This is a genomic window from Chloracidobacterium sp. (assembly GCA_025057975.1).
Lineage (GTDB): Bacteria > Acidobacteriota > Blastocatellia > Chloracidobacteriales > Chloracidobacteriaceae > Chloracidobacterium.
In genome coordinates, this window is record JANWUV010000016.1 from 36199 (window position 1) to 59610 (window position 23412).

The 23412-nt window shown below is 59.7% G+C and carries 20 protein-coding genes; 13 read left to right on the plus strand and 7 right to left on the minus strand.

What is annotated here, in order from left to right; translation table 11 throughout:
- Nucleotides 1–22: 22 nt before the first annotated feature.
- Nucleotides 23–1519 (plus strand): magnesium chelatase, encoded by a 1497-nt coding sequence (locus tag NZ585_13200; GenBank protein ID MCS7080991.1) that lies wholly within the window; start codon nucleotides 23–25, stop codon nucleotides 1517–1519.
- 276 nt (nucleotides 1520–1795) lie between these two features.
- Here NZ585_13200 and NZ585_13205 read toward each other — a convergent pair whose 3' ends face one another.
- From NZ585_13205 to NZ585_13215, 3 genes are all read right to left on the minus strand, one after another.
- Nucleotides 1796–2572 (minus strand): formylglycine-generating enzyme family protein, encoded by a 777-nt coding sequence (locus NZ585_13205; GenBank protein ID MCS7080992.1) that lies wholly within the window; start codon nucleotides 2570–2572, stop codon nucleotides 1796–1798.
- A gap of 375 nt (nucleotides 2573–2947) precedes the next feature.
- Nucleotides 2948–3979 carry a glycosyltransferase family 2 protein gene (locus NZ585_13210; protein ID MCS7080993.1) on the minus strand — a complete coding sequence of 344 codons (1032 nt, stop codon included), beginning with the start codon at nucleotides 3977–3979 and terminating at the stop codon, nucleotides 2948–2950.
- A 16-nt stretch (nucleotides 3980–3995) separates the two neighbouring features.
- Entirely contained in the window at nucleotides 3996–5789 is a 1794-nt protein-coding gene (locus NZ585_13215) for a tetratricopeptide repeat protein (protein ID MCS7080994.1), read from the minus strand.
- 182 nt (nucleotides 5790–5971) lie between these two features.
- Here NZ585_13215 and tig point away from each other — a divergent pair, with 182 nt between their 5' ends.
- From tig to NZ585_13255, 8 genes are all read left to right on the plus strand, one after another.
- Nucleotides 5972–7363, plus strand: coding sequence for a trigger factor (gene tig / locus NZ585_13220; GenBank protein ID MCS7080995.1), 1392 nt, complete (start codon nucleotides 5972–5974; stop codon nucleotides 7361–7363).
- A gap of 73 nt (nucleotides 7364–7436) precedes the next feature.
- Entirely contained in the window at nucleotides 7437–8036 is a 600-nt protein-coding gene (gene clpP / locus NZ585_13225) for an ATP-dependent Clp endopeptidase proteolytic subunit ClpP (GenBank protein MCS7080996.1), read from the plus strand.
- A gap of 58 nt (nucleotides 8037–8094) precedes the next feature.
- Nucleotides 8095–9330, plus strand: a complete 1236-nt coding sequence (gene clpX, locus NZ585_13230; protein ID MCS7080997.1) for an ATP-dependent Clp protease ATP-binding subunit ClpX — start codon at nucleotides 8095–8097, stop codon at nucleotides 9328–9330.
- A gap of 64 nt (nucleotides 9331–9394) precedes the next feature.
- Nucleotides 9395–11854, plus strand: a complete 2460-nt coding sequence (lon, locus tag NZ585_13235; protein MCS7080998.1) for an endopeptidase La — start codon at nucleotides 9395–9397, stop codon at nucleotides 11852–11854.
- Nucleotides 11851–12450 carry a ribosome biogenesis GTP-binding protein YihA/YsxC gene (gene yihA / locus NZ585_13240; GenBank protein ID MCS7080999.1) on the plus strand — a complete coding sequence of 200 codons (600 nt, stop codon included), beginning with the start codon at nucleotides 11851–11853 and terminating at the stop codon, nucleotides 12448–12450. The genes lon and yihA overlap by 4 nt, the downstream gene beginning before the upstream one ends.
- Nucleotides 12451–12566: 116 nt before the next feature.
- Complete coding sequence (gene rho / locus NZ585_13245) at nucleotides 12567–13901, plus strand: transcription termination factor Rho (protein MCS7081000.1); 1335 nt, start codon at nucleotides 12567–12569, stop codon at nucleotides 13899–13901.
- A 30-nt stretch (nucleotides 13902–13931) separates the two neighbouring features.
- Entirely contained in the window at nucleotides 13932–15353 is a 1422-nt protein-coding gene (gene glgA / locus NZ585_13250; GenBank protein MCS7081001.1) for a glycogen synthase GlgA, read from the plus strand.
- 57 nt (nucleotides 15354–15410) lie between these two features.
- Nucleotides 15411–16523, plus strand: a complete 1113-nt coding sequence (locus NZ585_13255; protein MCS7081002.1) for a DNA adenine methylase — start codon at nucleotides 15411–15413, stop codon at nucleotides 16521–16523.
- Between the two features lie 26 nt (nucleotides 16524–16549).
- Here NZ585_13255 and NZ585_13260 read toward each other — a convergent pair whose 3' ends face one another.
- Nucleotides 16550–17578 carry an NAD(P)-dependent glycerol-3-phosphate dehydrogenase gene (locus tag NZ585_13260; GenBank protein ID MCS7081003.1) on the minus strand — a complete coding sequence of 343 codons (1029 nt, stop codon included), beginning with the start codon at nucleotides 17576–17578 and terminating at the stop codon, nucleotides 16550–16552.
- 407 nt (nucleotides 17579–17985) lie between these two features.
- Here NZ585_13260 and NZ585_13265 point away from each other — a divergent pair, with 407 nt between their 5' ends.
- On the plus strand, nucleotides 17986–18828 hold the full coding sequence (locus NZ585_13265; protein ID MCS7081004.1) for an ABC transporter permease: 843 nt from the start codon (nucleotides 17986–17988) through the stop codon (nucleotides 18826–18828).
- Here the strand turns inward: NZ585_13265 and NZ585_13270 are convergent.
- The gene (locus NZ585_13270) at nucleotides 18818–19177 is read right to left on the minus strand and encodes a hypothetical protein (protein MCS7081005.1); all 360 of its coding nucleotides are present in this window, start codon (nucleotides 19175–19177) and stop codon (nucleotides 18818–18820) included. The genes NZ585_13265 and NZ585_13270 overlap by 11 nt on opposite strands.
- Nucleotides 19178–19244: 67 nt before the next feature.
- A complete protein-coding gene (locus NZ585_13275) occupies nucleotides 19245–19463 on the minus strand; it encodes a hypothetical protein (GenBank protein ID MCS7081006.1) in 219 nt (72 codons plus the stop codon).
- A gap of 394 nt (nucleotides 19464–19857) precedes the next feature.
- Here NZ585_13275 and NZ585_13280 point away from each other — a divergent pair, with 394 nt between their 5' ends.
- From NZ585_13280 to tsaB, 3 genes are all read left to right on the plus strand, one after another.
- Nucleotides 19858–20049, plus strand: a complete 192-nt coding sequence (locus NZ585_13280) for a hypothetical protein (protein ID MCS7081007.1) — start codon at nucleotides 19858–19860, stop codon at nucleotides 20047–20049.
- Between the two features lie 149 nt (nucleotides 20050–20198).
- On the plus strand, nucleotides 20199–21728 hold the full coding sequence (gene gcvPB, locus NZ585_13285) for an aminomethyl-transferring glycine dehydrogenase subunit GcvPB (protein ID MCS7081008.1): 1530 nt from the start codon (nucleotides 20199–20201) through the stop codon (nucleotides 21726–21728).
- A 6-nt stretch (nucleotides 21729–21734) separates the two neighbouring features.
- Complete coding sequence (tsaB, locus tag NZ585_13290) at nucleotides 21735–22460, plus strand: tRNA (adenosine(37)-N6)-threonylcarbamoyltransferase complex dimerization subunit type 1 TsaB (GenBank protein MCS7081009.1); 726 nt, start codon at nucleotides 21735–21737, stop codon at nucleotides 22458–22460.
- A 128-nt stretch (nucleotides 22461–22588) separates the two neighbouring features.
- On the opposite strand, the gene NZ585_13295 is transcribed toward tsaB, so the two are convergent.
- Nucleotides 22589–23410, minus strand: coding sequence for a radical SAM protein (locus NZ585_13295; protein MCS7081010.1), 822 nt, complete (start codon nucleotides 23408–23410; stop codon nucleotides 22589–22591).
- Between the last annotated feature and the right edge of the window lie 2 nt (nucleotides 23411–23412).

The following is a 23412-nucleotide window of genomic DNA, read 5'->3' on the forward strand; positions in this document are numbered from 1 at the left end:
CACGGTGGTTTGTTTTCCACATATGGCTCTGCCTACGACGTTTGGAGAACTCAAAAACAGTGTCTGGGGTGACCCTGCGCGCCAACGGCGTTCTGTCAAGGACGAAATGCGTGAGAACCTCATCGCCAAACTTGAACGCGGCGAGAAGGTTTTTCCGGGTATCATCGGCTATGAAGATTCAGTTGAACCATACCTCATCAATGCTATTTTGTCCCGCCATAACTTGATTCTATTGGGCCGGCGTGGACAAGCCAAAAGCCGCATTTTGCGGTCGTTGACAAGTCTGTTGGATGAGGTGATACCGGTCATTGCCGGCTCGGAGATCAATGACAACCCGTTTGCGCCCGTCAGTGCATATGGGCGGCGGGTGATGGCCGAACAGGGCGACGCCGCCCCGATTGCTTGGCGAAAGCGGGAAGAACGTTATGTCGAAAAGTTGGCGACGCCCGATGTCACCATTGCTGACATCATTGGCGACATTGATCCCATCAAGGCGGCCAAGAGCGGCAATCTCCTCAGCGATGAAAGCACGATACACTTTGGGCTTTTACCGCGCGCCAATCGCGGCATTTTTGCCATCAATGAACTACCTGATTTAGCTGGCAAGATTCAGGTTGGGTTGTTCAATATCATGCAGGAAGGCGACGTACAGATTAAGGGCTTTCCGGTGCGCCTCAAGCTTGACGTGGCGCTGGTGTTTTCGGCGAACCCTGAAGACTATACGGCGCGCGGCAAGATTATTACGCCGCTCAAAGACCGGATTGGCTCGGAGATTCTCACGCACTACCCGCAGAGCATTGAGGAAGGCGTGCAAATCACTGCGCAGGAAGCATGGACAAACCGTCCCTCCCGCGCGCCGATCCACATTCCGAAGTTCATTCGGGAAGTTGTTGAAACCATCGCCTTTGTCGCCCGTGAAGACCAACGCATTGATCGGCGCTCCGGTGTCAGTCAGCGGTTGCCGATTTCGTTGCTGGAAAACGTCGTTAGCAGCGCTGAACATCGCGCCCTACGCCATCATGAAACCGTTATCGTGCCACGGATCGCCGACATTTACGCCGCACTGCCAGCAATTACCGGCAAAATTGAGCTGGAGTACGAAGGCGAACAGCTCGGCGCGGAACGGATCGCGCGTGAACTCATCCGTACTGCTTGTGGGCGTGTTTACGACAACTACCTTGCTACTGCGGATACCGGGCGCATCATTGAGTGGTTTAACCAGGGGCGCACGCTCAAGATTTCTGAAATGGAATCGTCCACAGTGGTTTTGGAGAAAATGCGTGCCGTTCGGACGCTCATTGAGGTTGCTGAGATGGGCGGTTATGCCGAGGGGCGTACGCCGGCGCATTTGGTGGCGGCTGCGGAACTTGTCCTTGAGGGTCTGCATGCGCAACGGAAGGTCAGCCGTTCGGAAGAGCGGGGTTACGGCAAGGCGGCTCCAGCCGACCGGCGTCGCGGCCGGCGCGAAGACGATGGGGATGATTACGGCAATTGGGGCGGCTTCGGCAGTCTCAACTAGCCACTTTGCCAAGAAAACGCAGCCGTTAGTCCTCGATTTGGCATGCGGGTGTCGTTCCGCCGCTTTGTGGCGGCGCAGCGTTCCGCGCCGGACGGCTTCCGAGCTTGTCTTGCTGCGCGGAACTGCCCTGCCTGAAGGCGTGACAGTGAACTAGCCATAGCAGAGCTTCTCAAGCTTTGGCGTGAAGTACACGCCAAACAACAGTCGCTTTCTCAAACAAGTTGGCGCGTTGTTGCGGTTTGCGGCGCGTTAAGCCACCGCACGCCAAAAAGTGCGCTAGCGACCAAGCGGACTGGCGACGACACGAAAGCCGATGTTGCCGTCGCGTCCTTGGGGTGACTCGCGGTAGCCACTACGCGGGCCGCACCGTTCCGGCGGGCTGTCATATGCGCCGCCGCGTACGACGCCTTCGGCGCACCACTCCCAAACGTTGCCGCTCATATCGTAAAGCCCAAGGCTGTTGGGTTGTTTGCGGCCGACAGGTTGTGGGCGGCCGCCGGAGTTGCGCGCATACCAGCTCTGCGCATCAAGGTTGAACGTCCCGTCTCCAAGCGCGGCGGCCTCCCATTCACCAGAGGTCGGTAGTCGGTAGCTGAGTGAGCGACCGTGTTCCAGTTGATTGAGTTCCCGAAGAAACACGGCGACATCGTCCAAGGAGACTTTGTTCACCGGCAGATCGTTTCCTTTGGGGAAACTTGGATTGCTCCCCATAACCGCCTGCCATTGCTCCTGCGTCACTTCATACCGGCTGAAATACACCACCTTGGACCCAATACGGACTGGGATCATTTCCATGCCGACCAAATTGACAAAGGGTTGCAGCAGGGCAGGTTGTGGCGGCGGCGCAGGTTGGCGTGACACGCGCGGCGCAGCTCGTGGACGAGGTTTCGGGCGCGGCGTCGGCTGCGAGCGCGGTTGTGTCGGCTCTTTCTTGAAGGGGTTGTCTCCTTGCGCGACGCCACTCACGGGCGTCAGCCAAACCAGTAGCGCCGCCAATGCCACGACCGCTGCACTGGAAACCGCGCCCCCCGGACGCCGACCCGTGCGCGCCATCAAATAAACAAACCTTGTCATTGCCCCTTACACGACAGCAAAGCTATGGCGACGATGGAAGTGGTGGTTTTGGTCGCGCCGTCATACCCACCGGACAGCCGACTTCGGGCAAGACGTGCGCCGAGAACCGCGCCCGCCTTCTACCACAAAACAAATTGTTTTTTGGCCATCGGGTCACTCCTTGCCTGCCTCGTCACGGAAGACACTGGGCGGCAACAGCTGTTTGAGCAAACGTCGGAACAGATTTGGCAAACGCCTGCTTGTCTCTCCCTAGGAAGGGCCGCACCCCTAGCACCCCTAGCACGCTCACATTGTCGCACTGACTTCACCGAAGCCGTCTATGGTCACGAGCGTCGTGAGGTCTGTCGTCCTGAGTTATTTAGAACGGCCGTCGCGTCTCACCTGCTGGTCTACCGACGCCGGCGCAGTTGCAGTCCGTTCTAAACCGTAACCGTCCCCGCCGTGGTCGTCGCCGAAGCCGTGGCGCTCACGAATGATGTACAGCGGTCGCCCCTTGACTTCTTCGTAAATCTTCCCCACGTACTCCCCAACAATCCCCAAACTCAACAACTGCACGCCGCCAATTAGCAAAACGGTGATGAGCGTTGAGGTCCAACCGGGCACTGTCCAGTGCAGAATAAAAAACACATAGAGCGCATAGGCGATGTACAGCGCTGCAAAACCCGCCATACCAAAGCCTAGCAGCATTGCCGCGCGCAGCGGCCACACTGAAAACGACACCAAACCGTGAAGGGCAAAGCGCGCCATCCGTCCTAACGAGTACTTGCTTTCACCAGCGAAACGCGCCGGTGCGTCAAACTCAACAGCCGCTGTTCGGAAGCCAAGCCAACTCACCAAACCGCGATTGAAGCGGTGCGTTTCACGTAGAGCGCAGAAACTGTCCACGGCGGCGCGGTTCAGGAGGCGAAAGTCGGCCGCGCCCGGAATGATTGGCGTCCCTGACGCCCATCGCAACAGCCGATAAAACAGCCGACTCGTTAGGCGCTTGAACCATGTGGCGTCGGCGGTTTCGCGGCGAATGGTATGGACAATCTCCGCGCCCTCTTCCCAAGCACGAATCAGCGTCGGAATCAGCTCCGGCGGGTGCTGTAAGTCGCTGTCGAGCGTCACGACAGCGTCGCCCCGTGCGGCGTCTAATCCGGCCAGCAACGCCGCTTGATGACCGAAGTTGCGCGAAAACGTCAACGTCTTAACACGCGCATCCTGCGCCCGCAGTTCGGCGAGGACATGCGGCGTTGCATCCGTCGAGCCGTCGTCCACGTAGATGATTTCCACGGCGTAAGGGAGCATCTCCAAGACGGCGGTGAGCGCCGCATGGAAAGCCCGCAAGCCGGCGGCTTCGTTGAAGCAGGGCGCAACGATGGAAATCAGACGGCGTTCGGACATCAGATGACGCCAACCGTTAGGGACAGTTCCGAGTCAGTTCAGCCCACCGCTGCACGACATCGGTGCGGTCGGGCGCAAGACGCTGCGCCTGCGCGTAGGCGGCGTCCGCTTCCGGGCAGAGCCGCAACGCACGCCGCGCTTCAGCTAGCATGAACCAGATCTGGGCGTCGTCAGGCGCTAGCTTGGCGGCGCGTTCCAAGTAGGCACGTCCCGCCTGCGTCCGTCCGACCGCCAGCAGCGCGTAGCCATAATCGTAACAGGCCCCAGCGTGGTTGACGCTTTCCTGATCGTGCGTCAGCCACGGTTCCAACACCGCAACCGCCCGCTCGAACCGTCCGGCCCGGCAGTAGGCGTTGCCTAACGCGCGCGCCAGCCGTCCTTCGTGGGGAGCAAGCGCATAGGCGCGTTCCAGCGCTGAAATGCCGTCGTCAAGGCGTCCGCGCCTAAGTAAGGCGTCGGAGAGGTTGCCCAGCGCGAAGACGTTGTTCGGGTGAAAGGCGAGGATGCGACCATAAAGCGTCAGATCGTTCCGCCAGTAAGGCACATACTGCGCCGTCAGCCAAGCGTAGCTAAGGCCCAAAACCATTGTGACGGTTCCGGCGACCGCCGCCTGCATTGCGCGCGACGCCAGCCGGCTCGTCAGTGTCGCCAGTCCCCAGCCGACCAACAAAGCGAACCCCAGCGTGGGAAGAAACAAATAGCGGTCGTGAAGAAACTCCTGTGGGCGAAAGTGGCGTAGGTTGAGCGTCGGAAGCAACGGCAGCCAGACCCAGATGAAGCATGTCAGCGCCAATGGCCAGCGTCGCAAGCGCCATCCGGCTAGGGCCGCCAAGAACGTAAGTCCGGCCAACGGCAGCCAGAACACCGAATCGGTCGGGCTGACGACGTAGGTGAGTTCGTATTCGAGCCGCAGACCAACCGGCCACACCAGCAGGCGAAGGTATGTCCACAGCACCAGCGGCGCCGTCAGCGCTACCGTCGTCCACGACAGGTATGGCGTCCCCTCGAACACGCCCGGCAGGGCCAGCCGCCGTGCGGCGAAGTAGGCTGCAACGACCAGCGCGTGCAGCCACAGCGAGCGACCAGCAGCGACTATCCGCGCCAGCAACGAGCCGTCGCGCCCGGCAAGATGGAGACAAAACACCATCGGCCACCAGAAAACGGCGAACTCCTTGGTCAGCAAAGCGCCCGCCAGCGCCAGCGCCGACAACCCGTTACGCCAGTCCCTCGCCGCCGGCGGGCCATCCAGCGGCGTAGCCGGACCAAAACCCTGCTCCGGCCGCCACCCCGTCGCCTGCAAATGCCACGCCAGCGCCGCCGTAAAAAACACCATCAAGAGGGCGTCGGGAAACGACGCAATCCAAGCTACGGATTCCACATGCGTCGGGTGCAAGGCGAACACAACGGTTGCCGTCACCTGTGCGAAACCTGCGCCAAGCAGGCGTCCGGCCGCCCACCAGACGCCCCCCACCGCCGCGAGATACAGCAGCACCGAAGTTGTATGCCAGCCGCGCGGGTCTTCGCCGAACAGCGCATAGTTGGCCGTCATCCAGACCACATACAACGGGCGGTAAGAGTTTGTCTGCGGGTAACCCGGCTGGCCGCTCCAGACATGATCGGTGAAAGCGCGACCGATGAAGGCCCACGAACGAATGTGGAGGTTTTCCTCAATCTGCAGATGGTCGTCGAAAACCCGTTCGTAGCTCAGCGTCGGCGCATAGAGGAGAACAACGGCCAGCCAAACGCCCGCCAGCCACCATGACCGGCGGCGCGGGTCGGTCGCCTTGAGCCAAAAGTCAGACGGCGGCATACACAGTGCAGGGCGTCTTCTGTACGGCGTGGACCAACGGAATTGCGCAGCTTGCGCCCGCAAGACTATACTATTGGCTTGTTCATTGTCGCCCAAGGCGGACGCTGTGGCTCATCCCAGTTAACTCAACTCATGAACGCCGCCGTCGGCCCGGGACTCAACTCCGACTTCGAGGGGTACGCTTGAAATTCGAAATCACCCACCTTTCGTCCGTCAAAAAAGAGCTTCGCATTGAGCTTCCAGCCGAGCGCGTTACCCGCAGCTTCAATCGGTTCTCCAATGAAATTGCCCGCAAGGTTCAGCTCCCCGGCTTTCGTCCGGGCAAAGCGCCGCTAGCGCTTGTGCGCCGCTATTACCAGCGGGACATCTACGAACGAGTTCTGAGGCACTTGAGCTTGGAAGCCATCAACGAAGCCATCACCGCCGCCCAGTTGCAGGTTGTAGGAGAGCCGGTGGTGCGGGACCTGCGTCTGGACGATCAGTCGCCCTTTGTGCTTAGGCTTGAAGTTGATGTGTTCCCGGAGTTTACCGTCGGGCCGCTGGAGGGACTGGAAGGGGTCAAGACAATCACGCCGGTAACGGATGCAGATGTTGACCGGATGCTGGACAATCTCCGGGCGGCTACGGCGAAACTGGAGGAAGTTACGGACGGCAGCCCTGCGCAGCCGAATGACCTAGTCCTGGTCGCGTTAGAGGGCTTCGTCCTGGAAGACGGAGCGACTGCGCCGGATGAGGGACGTCCGCCGACCATTCCACGGCGCTTAGAAAGCGTGGAAATCGGCGGTGAAAATACCCGACGAGAGTTTGACGAAGCCGTACGCGGCAAGGTCGTGGGCGATCGGGTAGAAGTAGAGATTCAGTATCCGGCGGAGGGGGCTCCGAAGGTCGCTTTGCCTCGTCTGCCTGTCGTGGACCTATCCGGCAAGCGCGTCCGGTTTCGGCTCACGGTTGAGAAAATCCTCCGGCGTGTTCTACCGCCGCTAGATGACGCTTGGGCGCAGGAAAAAGCTGGCTTGGATCTGGCGAGCTTGCGGAGGCGGGTTCGGGCGGACCTAGAAGCTAGCTTGGAGAAGCGTGCGACCGAGAGCCTTGACAATCAGTTGGTTGACCAACTGATTGCCCGCACCGGCGTGGAAGCGCCGGAGTCGCTGGTGGAGGAACAGCTCAGTGCACGCCTTCGGGATTGGGTGCGCCATCTCGAAAGTCAGGGCAACAGCCTCCCAGCGGATAGTGAACTCCAAAAGCTAAAGGAAGCTCTGCGTCCTCGCGTTGAAACCGATGTCAAGCGAGTTCTCATCCTAGAGCAAGTCGCTCGCGAAGCTGGCGTGAAGGTGACGGAAGAGGACCTGTCACGCGCTATCGCCGACATTGCGGCTCGCGCCAACTTGTCTCCGGAAACGGTGCGTGCCCGCTTGACAAGAGAAGACAACCTCAATACGCTTCGTTTGCAACTGCGAACTCAAAAAGCCTTGGATTTGATTCGCAATGCGGCGCGCGTCGAAATCAAAACGGCTGCGCCGTCCGACATGCCGACGCCGGAAAAATTGGTTTCATTCCCGCCTAAAAACCAATAGATAGGCGTTGGTCGCTGTGCGCCGGCACCGCACACGGCCCATCTCAAAGGCTTCAAGGTAACGACTAACGGCCATGATTCATCCAGCAGCGGCTCTTGTTCCGATGGTGATCGAGCAGACCAGTCGCGGCGAGCGCGCCTACGACATTTACTCGCGTCTGCTCAAAGACAACATTATCTTCATTGGCACGCCGATTGACGACACGGTGGCCAGTTTGGTAGTGGCGCAGTTGCTCTTTCTTGAGTCTGAGGACCCGGAACGGGACATCTCGATTTACATCAACAGTCCGGGTGGCTCGGTCACAGCTGGGATGGCGATCTATGACACCATGCAGTTCGTCAAACCGGACATTGTGACCTTCTGCATTGGTCAGTGCGCCTCTATGGGCGCGCTGCTGCTTGCCGCTGGGACAAAAGGTAAACGCTATGCGCTGCCCCACTCGCGCATTTTGATTCACCAGCCATCCGGCGGTGCACAAGGGCAAGCAACGGACATTCTGATCCAAGCTGAAGAAATCAAACGCATTCGAGAGTTGACTTCGAGCATTTTGGCCAAACACACCGGCAAGCCGTTTGAAGTGATTGAGGCTGACGTTGAGCGCGACCGGATTATGTCGGCGACACAGGCGATGGAATACGGTATCGTAGATCAGGTGCTGAGAAGCCGCACCTAAGTCCAGTCGCGCCAGCCGAGCCGCCGCGACGTTCCCAACTGCGTCCGTGGAGAGACACGTGAGAGGACGAGACGATATACTGCGCTGCTCTTTCTGTGGGAAGAGCCAGAATGAGGTCAAGAAACTCATTGCCGGCCCGACGGTTTACATCTGCAATGAGTGTATTGACATTTGCAACGAAATCATCAATGACGATGCGCGGCAGGAGGCCGTCACCCAGCGTCCCTACCTGCCGCGCCCGATTGAGGTCAAAGCCTTCCTCGACGACTACGTCATCGGGCAGGACGAAACCAAGAAAAAACTCGCCGTGGCGGTCTACCAACACTACAAGCGCATTGAAATGATGCGCAACCGGACCGCGGGCGATGTGGAAATCTCCAAAAGCAACATCCTGCTAATCGGGCCCACTGGGACAGGGAAAACCCTGCTGGCGCAGACCTTAGCGCGCATCCTCAACGTTCCCTTCGCGATTGTAGACGCTACGACGCTCACCGAAGCCGGTTATGTCGGCGAGGATGTGGAAAACATCATCCTCAAGCTGATTCAAGCGGCGAACGGTGACATCGAACGCGCGCAGCAGGGGATTATCTACATAGACGAGGTTGATAAAATCTGCCGTAAGGACGACAGTCCCTCGATTACCCGCGATGTGTCCGGCGAGGGTGTTCAGCAGGCGCTCCTGAAAATTCTGGAGGGCACTATCGCCAACGTCCCGCCGCAGGGCGGGCGCAAGCATCCCCACCAAGAGTTTTATCAGGTGGACACCACCAACGTCCTGTTCATTTGCGGCGGCGCGTTCTGCGGCCTGGAGCGCATCATTGAACGGCGCATTGGGAAAAAGGCGCTAGGGTTCAACGCCAAAATTGACCGCCGCCCGGCTGCTAAAACGGACGGTATCTACAGTCAGGTTCAGCCGGAGGACCTCATCAAGTACGGCCTCATTCCCGAATTTGTCGGGCGACTGCCCGTCATTGGGACGCTCCACGAACTGGACGAAGACGCCCTTGTGGACATCCTGACCAAGCCGAAAAACGCCATCATCAAGCAGTACCAGCGCCAGTTTGAATGGGACAACATCCGGTTGCGCTTCACAGACGAGGCCTTGCGGGCGATTGCGCGCATGGCGCATCAACGCAAGGTGGGCGCACGCGGGCTGCGGATGATTCTGGAAGAGTTGATGTTGGACGCGATGTATTTTCTGCCCAGCCAGAAGCGCATTCGTGAGTTTACCGTGACCCATGAAATGGTTGAAGACCGGCGTGTTCACCTACCGCTGCCGGAAAAGGCCGCGTAACGCGACTGGGCGCTGCGCTGGCGACGCGCTCTGGCTTTGAAACTGCATAAAAAGAGTTCTTTTCATGGACGAGTTCCACGACAGCTTGCCCGACAACGTGGCGCGCTTCCCCACGGTTCCCGTACGCGACGTGGTGGTGTTTCCTCACACGGCGATTCGCTTCAAGATCGGACGCAAGCCCTCGGTCATTGCCCTCAACACCGCCCTGCAGCGCGACCGGTTGATTTTTCTCGTCACCCAGCACGACCCAACGCTGGAAGAGCCAACGCCGGAGCAGGTCCACCGCGTCGGCACGCTGGCGCGAATTACACATCATCTTCAGCTGGCGGACGGCAATATTAGGGTGCAGCTTGAGGGCCTAGAGCGCGGCCGCGCGCTGCGCTTTGAAGAGGACCAAGGCTGTTGGATGGCGCTTGTCCAGCGCCTGCCGACTGACCGAGAGCAAAGCCCTCGCATCACGGCGCTGGTTGGCAAGCTCACTAGTCTGATTGACCAGTACGTGCGCCAAAGCCCGGACAACCCTGAAAACCTGCACGCCGACCTGCGGATCGAAGAGCCAGCCCGCCTAGCGGACAACGTGGCCAGCCATTTGAAAATCTCCGTCGAAGAGAAGCAGAAGGTCCTAGAGACTGTCCCGCTGGCCGACCGCCTGCTGTTGCTGGTAGACATTTTCGACATCGAGTTGGAGAAGCTCCAGATGGATCGCGTCATTCAGGGGCGCGTCAAGAAACAAATGGAGCGGTCGCACCGGGAGTATTACCTGAGCGAAAAACTCAAGGCCATCCACAAAGAGCTGGGACGCAAGGACGAACGCTCGGAGTTTGAAGAACTCAAGCGGCGTGTCGAAGCGGCGCGGCTTCCACCAGACGCCCACGAGAAGGCGATGAGCGAACTGCGTCGGCTTGAACAGATGCCGCTGATGTCGGCCGAAGCCGCCGTATCGCGCAACTACCTTGAATGGCTCCTTAGCGTCCCATGGCACGAACGTTCTGAGGAAAACTGCGACCTCCAAGCGGCGCAGCGCATTCTCGACGCCGATCACTACGGGCTGGAAAAAATCAAAGACCGCATTCTGGAGTTCTTGGCCGTCCGGCAGCTTGTCAAGCAACCGCCGAGTTCGATTCTGTGCTTCGTCGGCCCGCCAGGCGTCGGTAAAACCAGTCTAGGCAAGTCCATTGCCCAGGCAACTGGGCGCAAGTTCGTCCGCCTCAGCTTGGGCGGCGTACGGGACGACGCCGAAATTCGTGGCCACCGACGTACATACATCGGTTCGATGCCGGGCCAGATTATCCAGATGATGAGAAAGGCCGGTACGATCAATCCCCTGATGCTGCTGGACGAAGTGGACAAGCTGGCCTCGGATTATCGCGGCGATCCGGCGGCCGCGCTGCTAGAAGTGCTTGACCCGGAACAAAACAACGCTTTCCGTGATCATTACCTCGACGTGGAATACGATTTGTCGCAGGTGATGTTTATTGCGACGGCCAACGTGCTGCATACGATTCCACCGGCCCTACGCGACCGATTGGAAATCATTCGTCTGTCGGGCTACACCGAGCGGGAAAAACTCGAAATTGCGCGCCGACACCTGATTCCTAAGCAGCGCGGCAAGCATGGACTATCGGAAACGCAGGTAGTGTTTACGGATGACGCGCTGGTTTCCATCATTCAGAACTACACGCGCGAAGCAGGGATGCGGAACATGGAGCGCGACATTGCGGCGATTTGCCGCAAAGTCGCCCGGAAGGTCCTGCTAACGCCGGAAGCCGACCGCGCCGACTATCAGGCGACGATCACGGCGGAGGCGCTGACGGAATATCTTGGGCCGCCGCGTTATCAGCCAACGCGGCTCAAGGAGCGGAGCGAAGTCGGCATGGCGACCGGACTGGCGTGGACGGAGACTGGCGGCGAAACGCTCTTTGTGGAGACCACCCTGCTGCCAGGGCGCGGCCAAATCATCCTGACCGGCAAACTCGGCGATGTGATGCAGGAGTCGGCGCGGGCGGCGATGACGTATGTGCGGTCGCGCGCCGCCGAGTTGGGGATTGCGCCGGATTTCCACCGGCGGCAGGACGTACACATCCATGTCCCCGAAGGCGCCATTCCGAAAGATGGCCCATCGGCTGGCATTACGATGGCGACAGCGCTGGTGTCAGCGTTGACGGGCATTCCCGTTCGGCAGGATGTAGCGATGACCGGCGAAATCACCCTGCGCGGCAAGGTGCTGCCGGTTGGTGGCCTCAAGGAAAAGCTCTTGGCCGCGCTGCGGCTGGGGATTCGGGTCGTCCTTATACCGAAGGACAACGAAAAGGACATGGCTGACATCCCGGCCGAGGTGCAGGAAGCGCTGGAAATTCACTTCGTAGAACGGATGGAGCAGGTTCTGCCGTTGGCGCTGGTTGAGTCGCCTAACGTGCGACTGGTGGATGACAAAACCCTGCCCGACAAAACTCTGACGGATGATCTGACGCCAATTTGGAATCGAGAGGTGACCGATCATCTGTCATCTGTGCCGGTGGAATGAAAGTCGTTGCGGCGACATTCTTGAAGAGCGCGACGACAGCGGCGCACTATCCGCCGCCGATACTACCGGAAGTGGCTTTTTTGGGGCGGTCAAATGTCGGCAAATCAAGCCTGATCAACTCTTTGTTAGGAGTTCATGGGCTGGCCCGAACAAGCAATACGCCCGGACGAACCCAGTGCATCAACTTTTTTGACATCAACCATGAACTGCGCTTCGTAGATCTGCCCGGTTACGGCTATGCGCGTGTGCCGCAGGCCGTGCGTAAGCGGTGGCGACCGATGATTGAGCACTACCTGCATCACCGATCGGCCTTGGTCCTGTGCATCCTGATTGTGGATGCCCGGCTTGAACCGCAGCCGCTAGACCAAGTGATGTACGAGTGGCTGACGGCTATGCAGCGTCGTTTTTGTATTGTCGCTACCAAGGCCGACAAGCTGGCACGGTCACGACTAACGACACAGTTGAATGTCTTACGCGCTGCTTACGGCGATCAGGTCTTGGCTTATTCATCGCTGACTCGTGTTGGTAGCGATCAGGTCTGGGCGGCAATTCGAGCGGCGGCGGCTGACTGGAAGACGCAGCGCAAACCAGTCTGAGGCCAGTCAGCCTCAAAACACGCCGCCCAGCGCGCCAAATCTCGAAGACCGTTTCAGATGCGCTTCGAACGCATCCAAAGCGCCTCACTTAGGGTATCGAAAATTCACTTCGGTTTATGAAACCTGCCATGGAAGAAACGCTTGAGTCTGTCGAACCGACCACCGGCGGGGGCGGAGAGACTCCGCCTGCCAATAATGGCTTCTACGACATTACAACGCTAAGGGATTTGCCGCTGTCGGAGTTGGTGCGCATCGCCGAAGGCCTTGACGTGCCCGACGCCGGGAGCCTGCGGAAGCAGGAGCTGATTTTCAAGATTTTGCAGGCGCAAACCGAACGGTCAGGCCTTATCTTCTCAGAGGGGGTGCTCGAATGTCTCCCCGACGGCTTCGGCTTTTTGCGCGCGCCGGACTACAACTATCTGCCTGGACCCGACGACATTTACGTGTCGCCGTCACAGATTCGGAAGTTCGACCTGCGCACCGGCGACACCATTTCGGGTCAGATTCGCCCGCCGAAAGAAGGCGAACGCTATTTTGCGCTCATTAAGGTCGAGGCCATCAACTTCGAGCCGCCGGACCTGCGCCGCGAACGAGTACACTTCGACAACTTGACGCCGCTCTACCCAAACAAGCGCCTGCGGATGGAGAGCACGCCAGACAATCTTTCCGGCCGCGTCCTCGACCTGATTACGCCGATTGGACGAGGCCAACGGGGACTGATCGTCGCGCCGCCGCGCACCGGCAAGACGATGCTGCTGCAATCCATCGCCAACTCGATTACGCGCAATCACCCGGAGATCATGCTCATCGTACTGTTGATTGATGAGCGCCCGGAGGAAGTCACTGACATGCAGCGCAGCGTTCAGGGAGAAGTTGTCAGTTCAACCTTTGACGAACCGCCGACACGCCACGTACAAGTCGCCGATATGGTCATCGAGAAGGCGAAGCGGCTGGTCGAGCATGGACGCGACGTAGTGATTTTGCTGGATTCGCTCACCCGTCTGGCGCGCGCCCACAACGCCACCGTCCCGCCGTCCGGTAAAATTTTGTCTGGCGGCGTGGACGCCAACGCCCTCCAAAAACCCAAGCGGTTCTTCGGCGCGGCGCGCAACCTCGAAGAAGGCGGCAGCCTGACCATCATTGCCACGGCCCTGATTGACACCGGCTCACGGATGGACGATGTCATCTTTGAAGAGTTCAAAGGGACGGGCAACATGGAAATCCATCTCGACCGCAAACTCATTGAAAAGCGCATCTTCCCGGCCGTAGACATCAACAAGTCGGGAACGCGCAAGGAAGAGTTACTCGTCCCCAAGGAAGACCTCAACCGAATCTTTGTCCTGCGACGGGTACTAAGCCCGCTGTCAAGCGTCGAGTCCATGGAACTGCTGTTGAGCCACTTAGAGCGAACCAAGACCAACGCCGAGTTTCTGGCGTCTATGAGCGCTTAGCCGTCGCTTTGGCGGGCAACCGCGACTCCGATGAACATCCTCTTTGTGGTTTCCGAACTTGCCCCATACTCGAAGACGGGCGGGTTGGCCGACGTTGGCGCCGCATTGCCTAGGGCGCTGGCGGCGACCGGTCTGACAGTGCGGACAGTGACGCCGCGCTACGGTTTTATGACGGCTGGCGAGTATGTCGGCGAACTGCGCGTGCCGTTTGGATTTCAGACACAAACGGCGTATGTCTTCCGCGAAGTGCGTCAGGGCGTTGAAATCTTTTTTATTGACGCGCCAGCTTATTTTCATCGTGGGCGGAAGCTGTACGGCGAGCCGGACGACGCGACGCGCTTTGCTTTCTTTAGTCGGGCGGTCATTGAGTTGGCGCGGTGGTTCGGCGCACCGCCAGATGTCATTCACGGTAACGACTGGATGACAGGGCTGATTCCGGTCTATCTCCGAACGGTGTTGCGCAGCGACCCGTTTTTCGCCCGGACAGCGACCGTCACCACCATCCACAACCTTGCCTTTCAAGGCTATTTCGACCTCAACGATCTGGCTTACTATGGGCTGCCCACCGACCTACGCAATGGGCTTGATGGTCTGGAGTTCTGGGGCGCGGGTAGCATGCTCAAGGGGGCGATTCTAGCTTCGGACGCCCTGACAACCGTCAGCGAGCGGTATGCACAGGAAATCCAGACGCCCGAATATGGCTTTCGGATGGACGGCCTGCTGCGGATGCGGCGGCACGATTTGGTCGGCATTCTCAACGGTGTGGACTACGACGAGTGGAATCCGGCGACCGACCCGTACTTAGCGGCGCACTACACGCCGTCTGATATGAGCGGTAAGCGCATCTGCAAGGCGGACTTGCTTAAGCGATTCGGGATGCCGGTCGAACTCGACCGCCCGGCGATTGTGATTGTGTCGCGCCTAAGCGATCAGAAAGGGTTAGATTTAGTGCGGGCCGTCGCCTGGCGTATTCTGCACACTGGAGCTTATTTCCTGTTGCTGGGCGCGGGCGACCCGCGTTACGAGGTGTTTTTCCAGCACCTGCGCGACGCCGCGCCACGTCGCATCGCCGTTTACTTCGGTTTCAACGAACCGCTGGCGCACCAGATGGAAGCGGGAGGGGATATGTTTCTGATGCCGTCGGCGTATGAGCCATGCGGGTTGAATCAGATTTATAGTCTCAAGTACGGCACGGTGCCGATTGTGCGCGCGACGGGCGGGTTGGACGACACGATTCAGGACTTCGACCGTGTGACCGGTACGGGAAATGGGTTGAAATTCCGCGCCTACAACGCGAATCGGCTGATGGAGAAAATCTACGAAGGCTTGCTGCTGTATCGGCAGCCGGAAGTGTGGCGCGTGCTTCAGCAAAACGGCATGCGGGCGGATTTTTCATGGGCGCGGGCGGCGTGGAAGTACCGTGCCGTGTATGAGCGTGTTCGTGTGGCGTAGTCGCCGCCGAGGAAAGTGGTCGGAAGTCGCGCCGCGCACGGCCCCAAGGATGCCGCTGTGATCAAGTACATTGGCTCGAAGCGAACCCTGATTCCGGTCATCCTTGAAGTCATCCGGCGGATCGGCAACGTTCGCTCCGTCATTGACCTGTTTTCGGGTACGGCGCGCGTCGGGCACGCGCTCAAGGCCGAAGGGTATCGCGTTTTCGCCAACGACTACCTGACGTATGCCGCAACGTTGGCGCGGTGCTACGTGCAGGCCGACGCCGAGGATGTTCTCGCCGACGCACGTAAGCTGATTGGGGAGCTGAATCGGCTGAAGGGATCGCCCGGTTACTTCACGGAGACGTTTTGCGTCAAGTCGCGCTTCTTTCAGCCCAAGAACGGCGAACGCATTGACGCCATTCGGGAGGCGATCGCCGCGAAGGGGCTGCCGCCGGAACTGGAAGCGGTCCTCCTGGTTTCGCTGATGGAAGCGGCGGACCGAGTGGACTCAACGACGGGACTGCAAATGGCGTATCTGAAGGACTGGGCGCCGCGCGCTTACAACGATCTCGAACTACGTGTACCGGAGGTCTTGCCGCGCGCCCGTTACGGCAAGGGACAGGCGACCTGTCTGGACGCGCTCGTCGCCGCCCGGCGACTTGAAGCGGATGTCGCGTACTTAGACCCGCCGTACAATCAGCATTCATATCTCGGCAACTACCATATCTGGGAAACGCTGGTGCGGTGGGATAAACCAGAGGTCTATGGTGTGGCGTGCAAGCGGAAGGATGTCCGCGAGCGGTCGTCGGCGTTCAACTCGCGTCCCCGGTTTGCCTCCGTCATGCGGGAACTGTTGAGCGCTGTTCGCGCACCGGTGATTATTGTGTCGTTCAACAACGAGGGCTATCTGTCGCGCGCCGAGATGGAAGCGATGTTGGCGGCGCTGTGGGACGGCGCAGGCGAGGTGGTGACGATTGAACGAGATTTCAAGCGGTACGTCGGCGCGCAGATTGGGATTTACAACCCGCAGGGCGAACGGGTCGGGGAAGTGAGCCACTTGCACAACAAGGAATTTATCTACGTTGCTTCCCATCGCCCTATCGCCGGGGCACTGCGTGAACTGACGCGAACCGGCTTTAGTGCGTCCCGGACGGTCAGCCAGAAGCAGTTGGCGTTGTTTGGGTGATCGGTGCTCCGGTCGGGCGGCGGCTTTTAGTATTCACGGCGGAGCGGCCGTCCCATGATTTCTGCCATGGCGTCCTGCACGCTGCGTCCCTCGTAGAGCACTTGGTACATGCCGCGCGTTATCGGCATGTCCACGCCGTGCTTTTGCGCCAGCGCGTGAATCGCCTTCGTGGTTTTGACGCCTTCCGCGACGTTGGTCATCCCGGCTAGAATGTCGTCCAATCGGCGGCCTTTGCCGAGTTCGACGCCGACGTAGCGGTTGCGCGAGAGCGTCCCCGTCGCCGTGAGGAACAGATCGCCGACGCCGGCAAGCCCTGACATGGTTTCAAGGCGCGCGCCAAGCGTCACCGCCAAGCGCGTGATCTCCGCCAAACCGCGCGTAATCAGCGTCACGACCGTGTTGTGGCCGAAACCCAACCCGGCCACGACGCCGGCGGCGATGGCGATGACATTTTTCGCCGCGCCGGCGATCTCGACGCCGGTGATGTCTTGGTTGTAGTAAAGCCGAAACGTAGGAATGCTCAGCGCGCTCTGCACATACTCGCCCCAGCGCGGCGCAAAGGCCGCGACGACCGTCGCCGTCGGGTCGCCTCTGGCGACTTCGTAGGCGAAGTTCGGTCCGGAAAGCGCCACGTAGCGCGGTTCAAACAGGTCATGCCAGACATCAAAGGCGACTTCCGACATGCGCATCAGCGTATCAGTTTCGATGCCCTTCGTCGCGCTGACAAACACCATGGTCGGCGCAATGTAAGGGCGCATCGCCGTCAGGGTCGCACGCATCACATGCGATGGAACAACAAGCAGGACGATCTGCGCGCCGTCCAGCGCCTCCGCCAAATCAGCCGTCGGCGTCAGATTGTCAGGAAACCGGAAGCCGGGCAGGTACTGCCGGTTTTCACGCTCGGCCGCCAGCGCCGCCAGATGCGCTGGACGATGCCCCCACAGCATCACCCGACGCGGCGGACGGTCACCCCCGGAACCAGCGGCGGCGACCAGCGCCAACGCCGTTCCCCAACTTCCCGCGCCAATGACGGCGATACGTTGTGCGGGCGTCATAAACCAACAACCCTCATCGTCGGATTCACTGCCGCTTCCAGTGCAGATACCTCGGCCAGAACAAACGCCGTGGTTTGCGCGTCCATCGCCTCTTGGTGCTTGCGTGGGGCTTTTGCGTGCCGTCTCGGAAAACGACGCCGTACAGAGCGCTCCAGAGAAGCCGCCGAGCCAGCGATAACTTGGTTGCAAGAGGCACGCCCGTATCAGTCGCCTGAACGTCGGATAGGCTTCGACAAAAAGCGCCCGCCGTGCGGAACTATCCTACACGGCGGGCAATGTCGTCAAAGGTGTTGTTGGCCGGGACGTGAAAGCATGTCCAGAATGAGACTTTCCCTTTCGGCGCAAAAGCCCTAATGTCTTCGCTTACCAGCTCATCAAGGTTTTAGGGGAGGTTGTCGTACCCAACGGTGCAACGCTTTGTCTGGCGGGCTGGGCTACTGGCTCCGGCGACCATCTGGTTGTTCGTTCTCAGCTTGCTCCCGCTTGTGATCGTAGGGCGCTTAGCCTTTGCAAGTCGGACGACCTACGGGGCTGTCACTTGGACGTGGACGTTAGCCAACTTTCGGCAGGCGCTCGAACCGATTTACCTCGCCATTTACTGGCGTTCGCTCTGGATGGCTGCCGTAGTTACGCTGGTCTGTGTCCTCTTGAGCTACCCCGTGGCATTGTTTATGACCTTTCAGGCGCGCCCACAGTGGAAGACGTTGTTGCTCATCCTGACAGTTGTGCCGCTTTGGACAAACTTGGTCGTGCGCACCTTTGCTTGGACGCACCTACTGCGCACTGAAGGCGTCATCAACACGGCGCTGCTTGAGTTAGGGGTGATCCGCGAACCGCTGCCGTTGCTCTACAACAACTTGGCTGTATTCATCGGGCTGGTCGCGGGTGAACTGCCGTTTATGATCATCCCGCTGGTCACCAGCCTCGACCGGCTTGACCGACGGCTGCTTGACGCCGCCGCCGATCTGGGCGCAACGCCGTGGATTGCTTTCTGGAAGGTCATCTTCCCATTGACGCGGCCCGGTCTCGTCGCCGGATGCGCGCTCGTTTTCATCCCAAGTCTGGGTAACTTTGTCGTCGCCGATCTGCTCGGCGGCGCCAAGAGCATTCTGCTCGGCAACGTCATCTGGAACCAGTTCTTTCAACGCAACCAGCCGTTTGGTTCAGCCGTGACGCTGCTTCTGATTGGGGCCGTGGGCATTGTCGCCCTGTTGGCGACGCAACTGCGTACAGAACGCGCTACGTCGTGAATGTCACGGTCACGCCGCGCGCCGCCAGCGCCCGCTGAACGCCAACCCGGAGCTGGTTGAGTAGCTCAGGCGGGAACGCCGTTGGGCTTTCGCCGGTCTGCGCCATCGTGGCGAACGCCTCGGCAAGTCGCGCCGGACTGCCGGTTGAAAAAGCGCGCCGTAACGATTGATAACCGGCTACGGCTTGAGCCTGGGACTCGTACGCCCGCAGCGGCTCAATGTCGCAACCCGTCGGGAGAAACCAAAGCTGAAACTTGCCGGTTTGCGGGTGTTGGACGACACCCCCAACAAACGCCCGCTGGTGTGAACACGCCAAAGCAGCGCTTGTGATTCGATCCAAGTTGTTCATACGAAATCCTTTCCATGCGTCTCCGTCCGTCGGATGCGCGATCCGGCCGAACGGCATTTCCATAGATTCACGCAGTGAGAACCGACCGGCCGGCTGGGTGAACATCGCCGCGCACCGTTCGGGCGGGCGCATCCGAGTGTGACGACTTGTGGCGCGGGAGGGCGGCGTACAAGCGACGCACAAACTCATTCGGGGGCAGAGTTTGTCGTTGGTGCCGCGTTTCGATGCGGACATCGCCCCAATCGGTGAGGTAAACACGCACTCCTAGGGCGGCAAGGGAAGGCATGGCGCAGTGATCCTTTTTGTTCTAAGAAATTGAAAACGACTTTCAATATAAGAGTACACTGCCACGCTGCTGCTCGTCAACTAGAACGTTGCCGCAGGGTTCGCAACCGCTTCCACGACGTAGCCGGTTGGACGGATATTCACGTTTATCGTGATTTTTTTTGGTGAAGCGTAGGGTTTTTTGCTGCGGCTCGTGTCTGGTAAGGTTGGCTGCATTCATCAAGGGCACGGCTTAGCCCGGCCGGTGCAACGGCGTTTGACCGTCCCATCCGCCCATATCAGTTTCGCGGATTCCTCCCGCATCACGGATGCCTCATTAACCGTTTGCTTTTTTCGGCAGCTTGTCTGTTTGTTCATCTTCGTTGGGTTGTAGGTGCAGCTAAGCCGCTGTCAACGTGCTGCACCACCGATACGCCGGTTCGGGTGTAGGCCGGACGCGAAGCGCCCGCGTTGAGTATGTGAAGTTCTTGGCTGACCCAGCGCGCAGCTTGACGATTGACCACGTGGTGGCTTCGGAGATGGCGGCGCAGTTCATTCGGTCGCTGTGCCGGACGGCTAACTTCGGCTTCACGCGCGCCGCGCACTAGCTGCGGTATTGGTCAATGGCTTCTAACCTGCCGCTCCTGCGACTTTAGTGGAAAAGCCGGGAAGTCTTCGGATACGATACCCGACATTGCGCTGCCCCGAAGCGCAAACAACCACCTGGAATGAGGAAGGTTTGATCGAAAACTCCCCAATGGCTCTCCCAACCGCTCCGCGTATCAAAAAAGCCAGCGTCCACATCAGCCAGAACGAAAACCTTGTGTTTGAAAACTCACGTCCGGGCAGCCGAGCCTACCATTTGCCGCCGAACGATGTCCCCGATACGCCTGTCACTGACCTCATTCCGCTGCGCCTTCTTCGGCAGGATGATCTGCGCGACATGCCAGAACTGACAGAGCCGGAAGTCGTCCGCCATTACACGCGACTTTCAACATGGAACTATGGCACGGACACCGGGATGTTTCCGCTTGGCTCGTGTACGATGAAGTACAACCCCAAGATCAACGAGTGGGCGGCGCGGCTGCCGGGGTTTGCGCAAACGCATCCACTGGCTCCAGAGGCGACGGTGCGCGGCAACCTGCTGCTGATGAAGCAACTGGAAGAGGCCCTCTGTGAAATCACTGGTCTTGCTGCTGTGTCACTGCAGCCGACCGCCGGCGCGCACGGCGAGCTGACCGGCATGATGATGATTCGGGCGGCGCTGACGGCGCGTGGCGACGCCCGCCGGTATGTCCTCATTCCTGACGCCGCCCATGGGACAAACCCGGCCAGCGCCGTCATGTGCGGCTACAAGGTCATCACGCTCATTTCCAAGAAAAACGGTCTGCTCGACCTTGCCGCCCTTGACAAGGCGATGACGGATGAAGTCGCTGGGCTGATGATCACCAACCCGAACACATTAGGGCTGTTTGAAGAGGATATTGCAAAGGCTTGTGACCTCATTCACGCGCGCGGCGGGTTTGTTTACATGGACGGCGCGAACATGAACGCCCTCGTCGGTGTGGCCCGTCCGGGCGATATGGGCGTGGATGTCATGCATTTGAACCTGCACAAGACTTTCTCAACGCCTCATGGCGGCGGTGGCCCAGGCTGCGGCCCCGTGGCGGTCACCAAAGAACTGGAACCGTATCTGCCCTACCCGACGTTGCGGCGCGTGGACGAGCAAACGGTGGTGTTTGACTATGACCGCCCCCATTCGATTGGGCGCGTCAAAGCCTACTACGGCAACTTTGGGATGATGGTACGCGCGCTGGCCTACATTCGCGCGCTGGGCGCGGAAGGGTTGCGCGCGGCGACGGAAACGGCTGTCCTCAACGCCAACTACATCAAGCACCATCTTCAGGCGGATTACGAAGTGCCGTTTGAGGGCCCTGTCCTGCACGAAGTGGTCTTCAACGATCGGCGGCAGCAAGCTTTTGGCGTTCGCAACGGGGACATTGCTAAGCGCCTGATTGATTACGGCTTCCATCCACCGACGATGTCATTCCCACTCGTTGCGCCGGGCGCAATTATGGTCGAGCCGACGGAAAGTGAAAGTCGCGCCGAGCTAGACTTGTTCATCGCAGCGATGCGCGCCATTGCGCGGGAATGCGAAGAAACGCCAGAAGTCGTTAAAACCGCACCTCACTGTGCGCGGTTGCGCCGATTGGATGAAACGGCGGCGGCGCGCCATCCGGTGCTGCGTTGGCGGCCTTCCCAAACGGCCAAAGCGGCCAGTGCTTGAAGATTTGTGGAATCGCAAGGCTCGTCGTCGGCGTTTGCGCCTGTGGATTGGTGGCTGGTCGTGGATACAGCTTCGCCGCGCGCGAGTTTAGCGCTCGTACGCGGCTGTGACCTATGCGCTCAGTGGGGTGTTCGCAGTCAACAGCCCAGCGCCCATCTAGTCGTCGCCGACATCGCCTACCTGCTAGAACGGGTGGGCGTCCAGCCCAAAGAACTGTCAGCCGTTGGCGCGTTGGTTGGTCCTGGCAGCTTCACGGGAATTCGTGTCGGGCTGGCAGCCGTCAAAGGCTTAGCGCAACCAGGTAACCTACCGATTGTTACGGCAACGACGCTCGAAGTCGCCGCCAGCGCCGTAACGGTTCACGAGCCAACCGCTGTACTCGTTGTGCAAGTCTCTCACCGGCGGGATGTCCACGGTCAGGGGTTCGTCGTCGCGCCGGGGAAGTTCCCACAGGCGTTTACTGAGGCGTTGACCGGGAATGTTGAACAGGTTCTAACGTTGCTGGCGGCGCAAGCGCCTACCGCTCGGCCCGGCGTCATCACAGGCGACGGTCTAACCTTGTTGGACGATGAACGGCTTAGCGTAATAGCCAGCGATTGGTTGCGTCATGCGCCGCCGCTGTGGACGGCGCCGGTCGCCATACCGCTGCTGGCAGCGCGACTCGCAGCCGGAACAACCGTTTCAGCCGCCGACTTGACAGCCTTTTATGTCCGGGCGGCCCTAGCGTCATAGCTGTTTTTTGATCAACTTTCGTGCGGCCCTACGAAGGCAGCCACCTCTCCGCCGCAAGCCGTAAACTTCGGCGTAAGGCTCTGCTCTTGCCTCACGTTGGGGAACCTCGCCTCTCGGCGAAAAAGCGGCTAAAATGCTGTGGCTGGTATGCCCAGCGCCCGCACCTGTTCCGCAATGGCTTCAAGTTCCGCGTGGGAAACCTTTTCCAGCGTCGGTTCGGCGGTCGTACGGTCAAGGCTGTACAAATGCACTTCCGTCGGACGAATCCGCGCCACGTGCCGAAGCCATGCCTCAATTTCTTCCGGCGTAGTGTTGTCAATCGCCATACCGCCCGACTGGCCGCGAAAAAACATACTCTGCAGCATTTTGGGTGCGTCGAAGGCGCAGATGTCGTCTACAATCCGCGCCAAGGTCAATTTCCCAAAGGGACGGTCAACCCGCTGAAACAGCATCTCCGTGCCAGCGTCGAGCTTGAACTGCCGAATGTCGGCGCGCATCAACCCGGCGCGGACGTCGGGGTGCCGCAGACGGGTCGCGTTGGTCAACACGGCGATTTTGGCCTGTGGCGCATAGGCGTCACGCAGAGCGCAGGCGGCTTCAATAATTTGACGAAAGTGAGGATGCAGCGTCGGTTCGCCGTTGCCAGCAAAGGTGACGGCGGCGAGGCGAACGCCCTGCGCCCGACACGCCGCCAACTTGGTCTCAAGCTCAGTGACCAGCGTCTCGACGCTCGGCATACGCCCGGTTGGACGGTCGGAAACCGTCCAACCGCATTCACAATACGGACAGTCGAAATTACAAACCTTGGTTTCAACCGGTAGTGGGTTGACGCCTAAACTCAACCCCAGCCGCCGCGACGGTACCGGGCCGTACACATACGTCAGGTGCAGTTGCGTCGCCGGGTCAATGTCGTGCGCCAAGTCTTTTCCCTTTGCGACCGATTGGATCATTG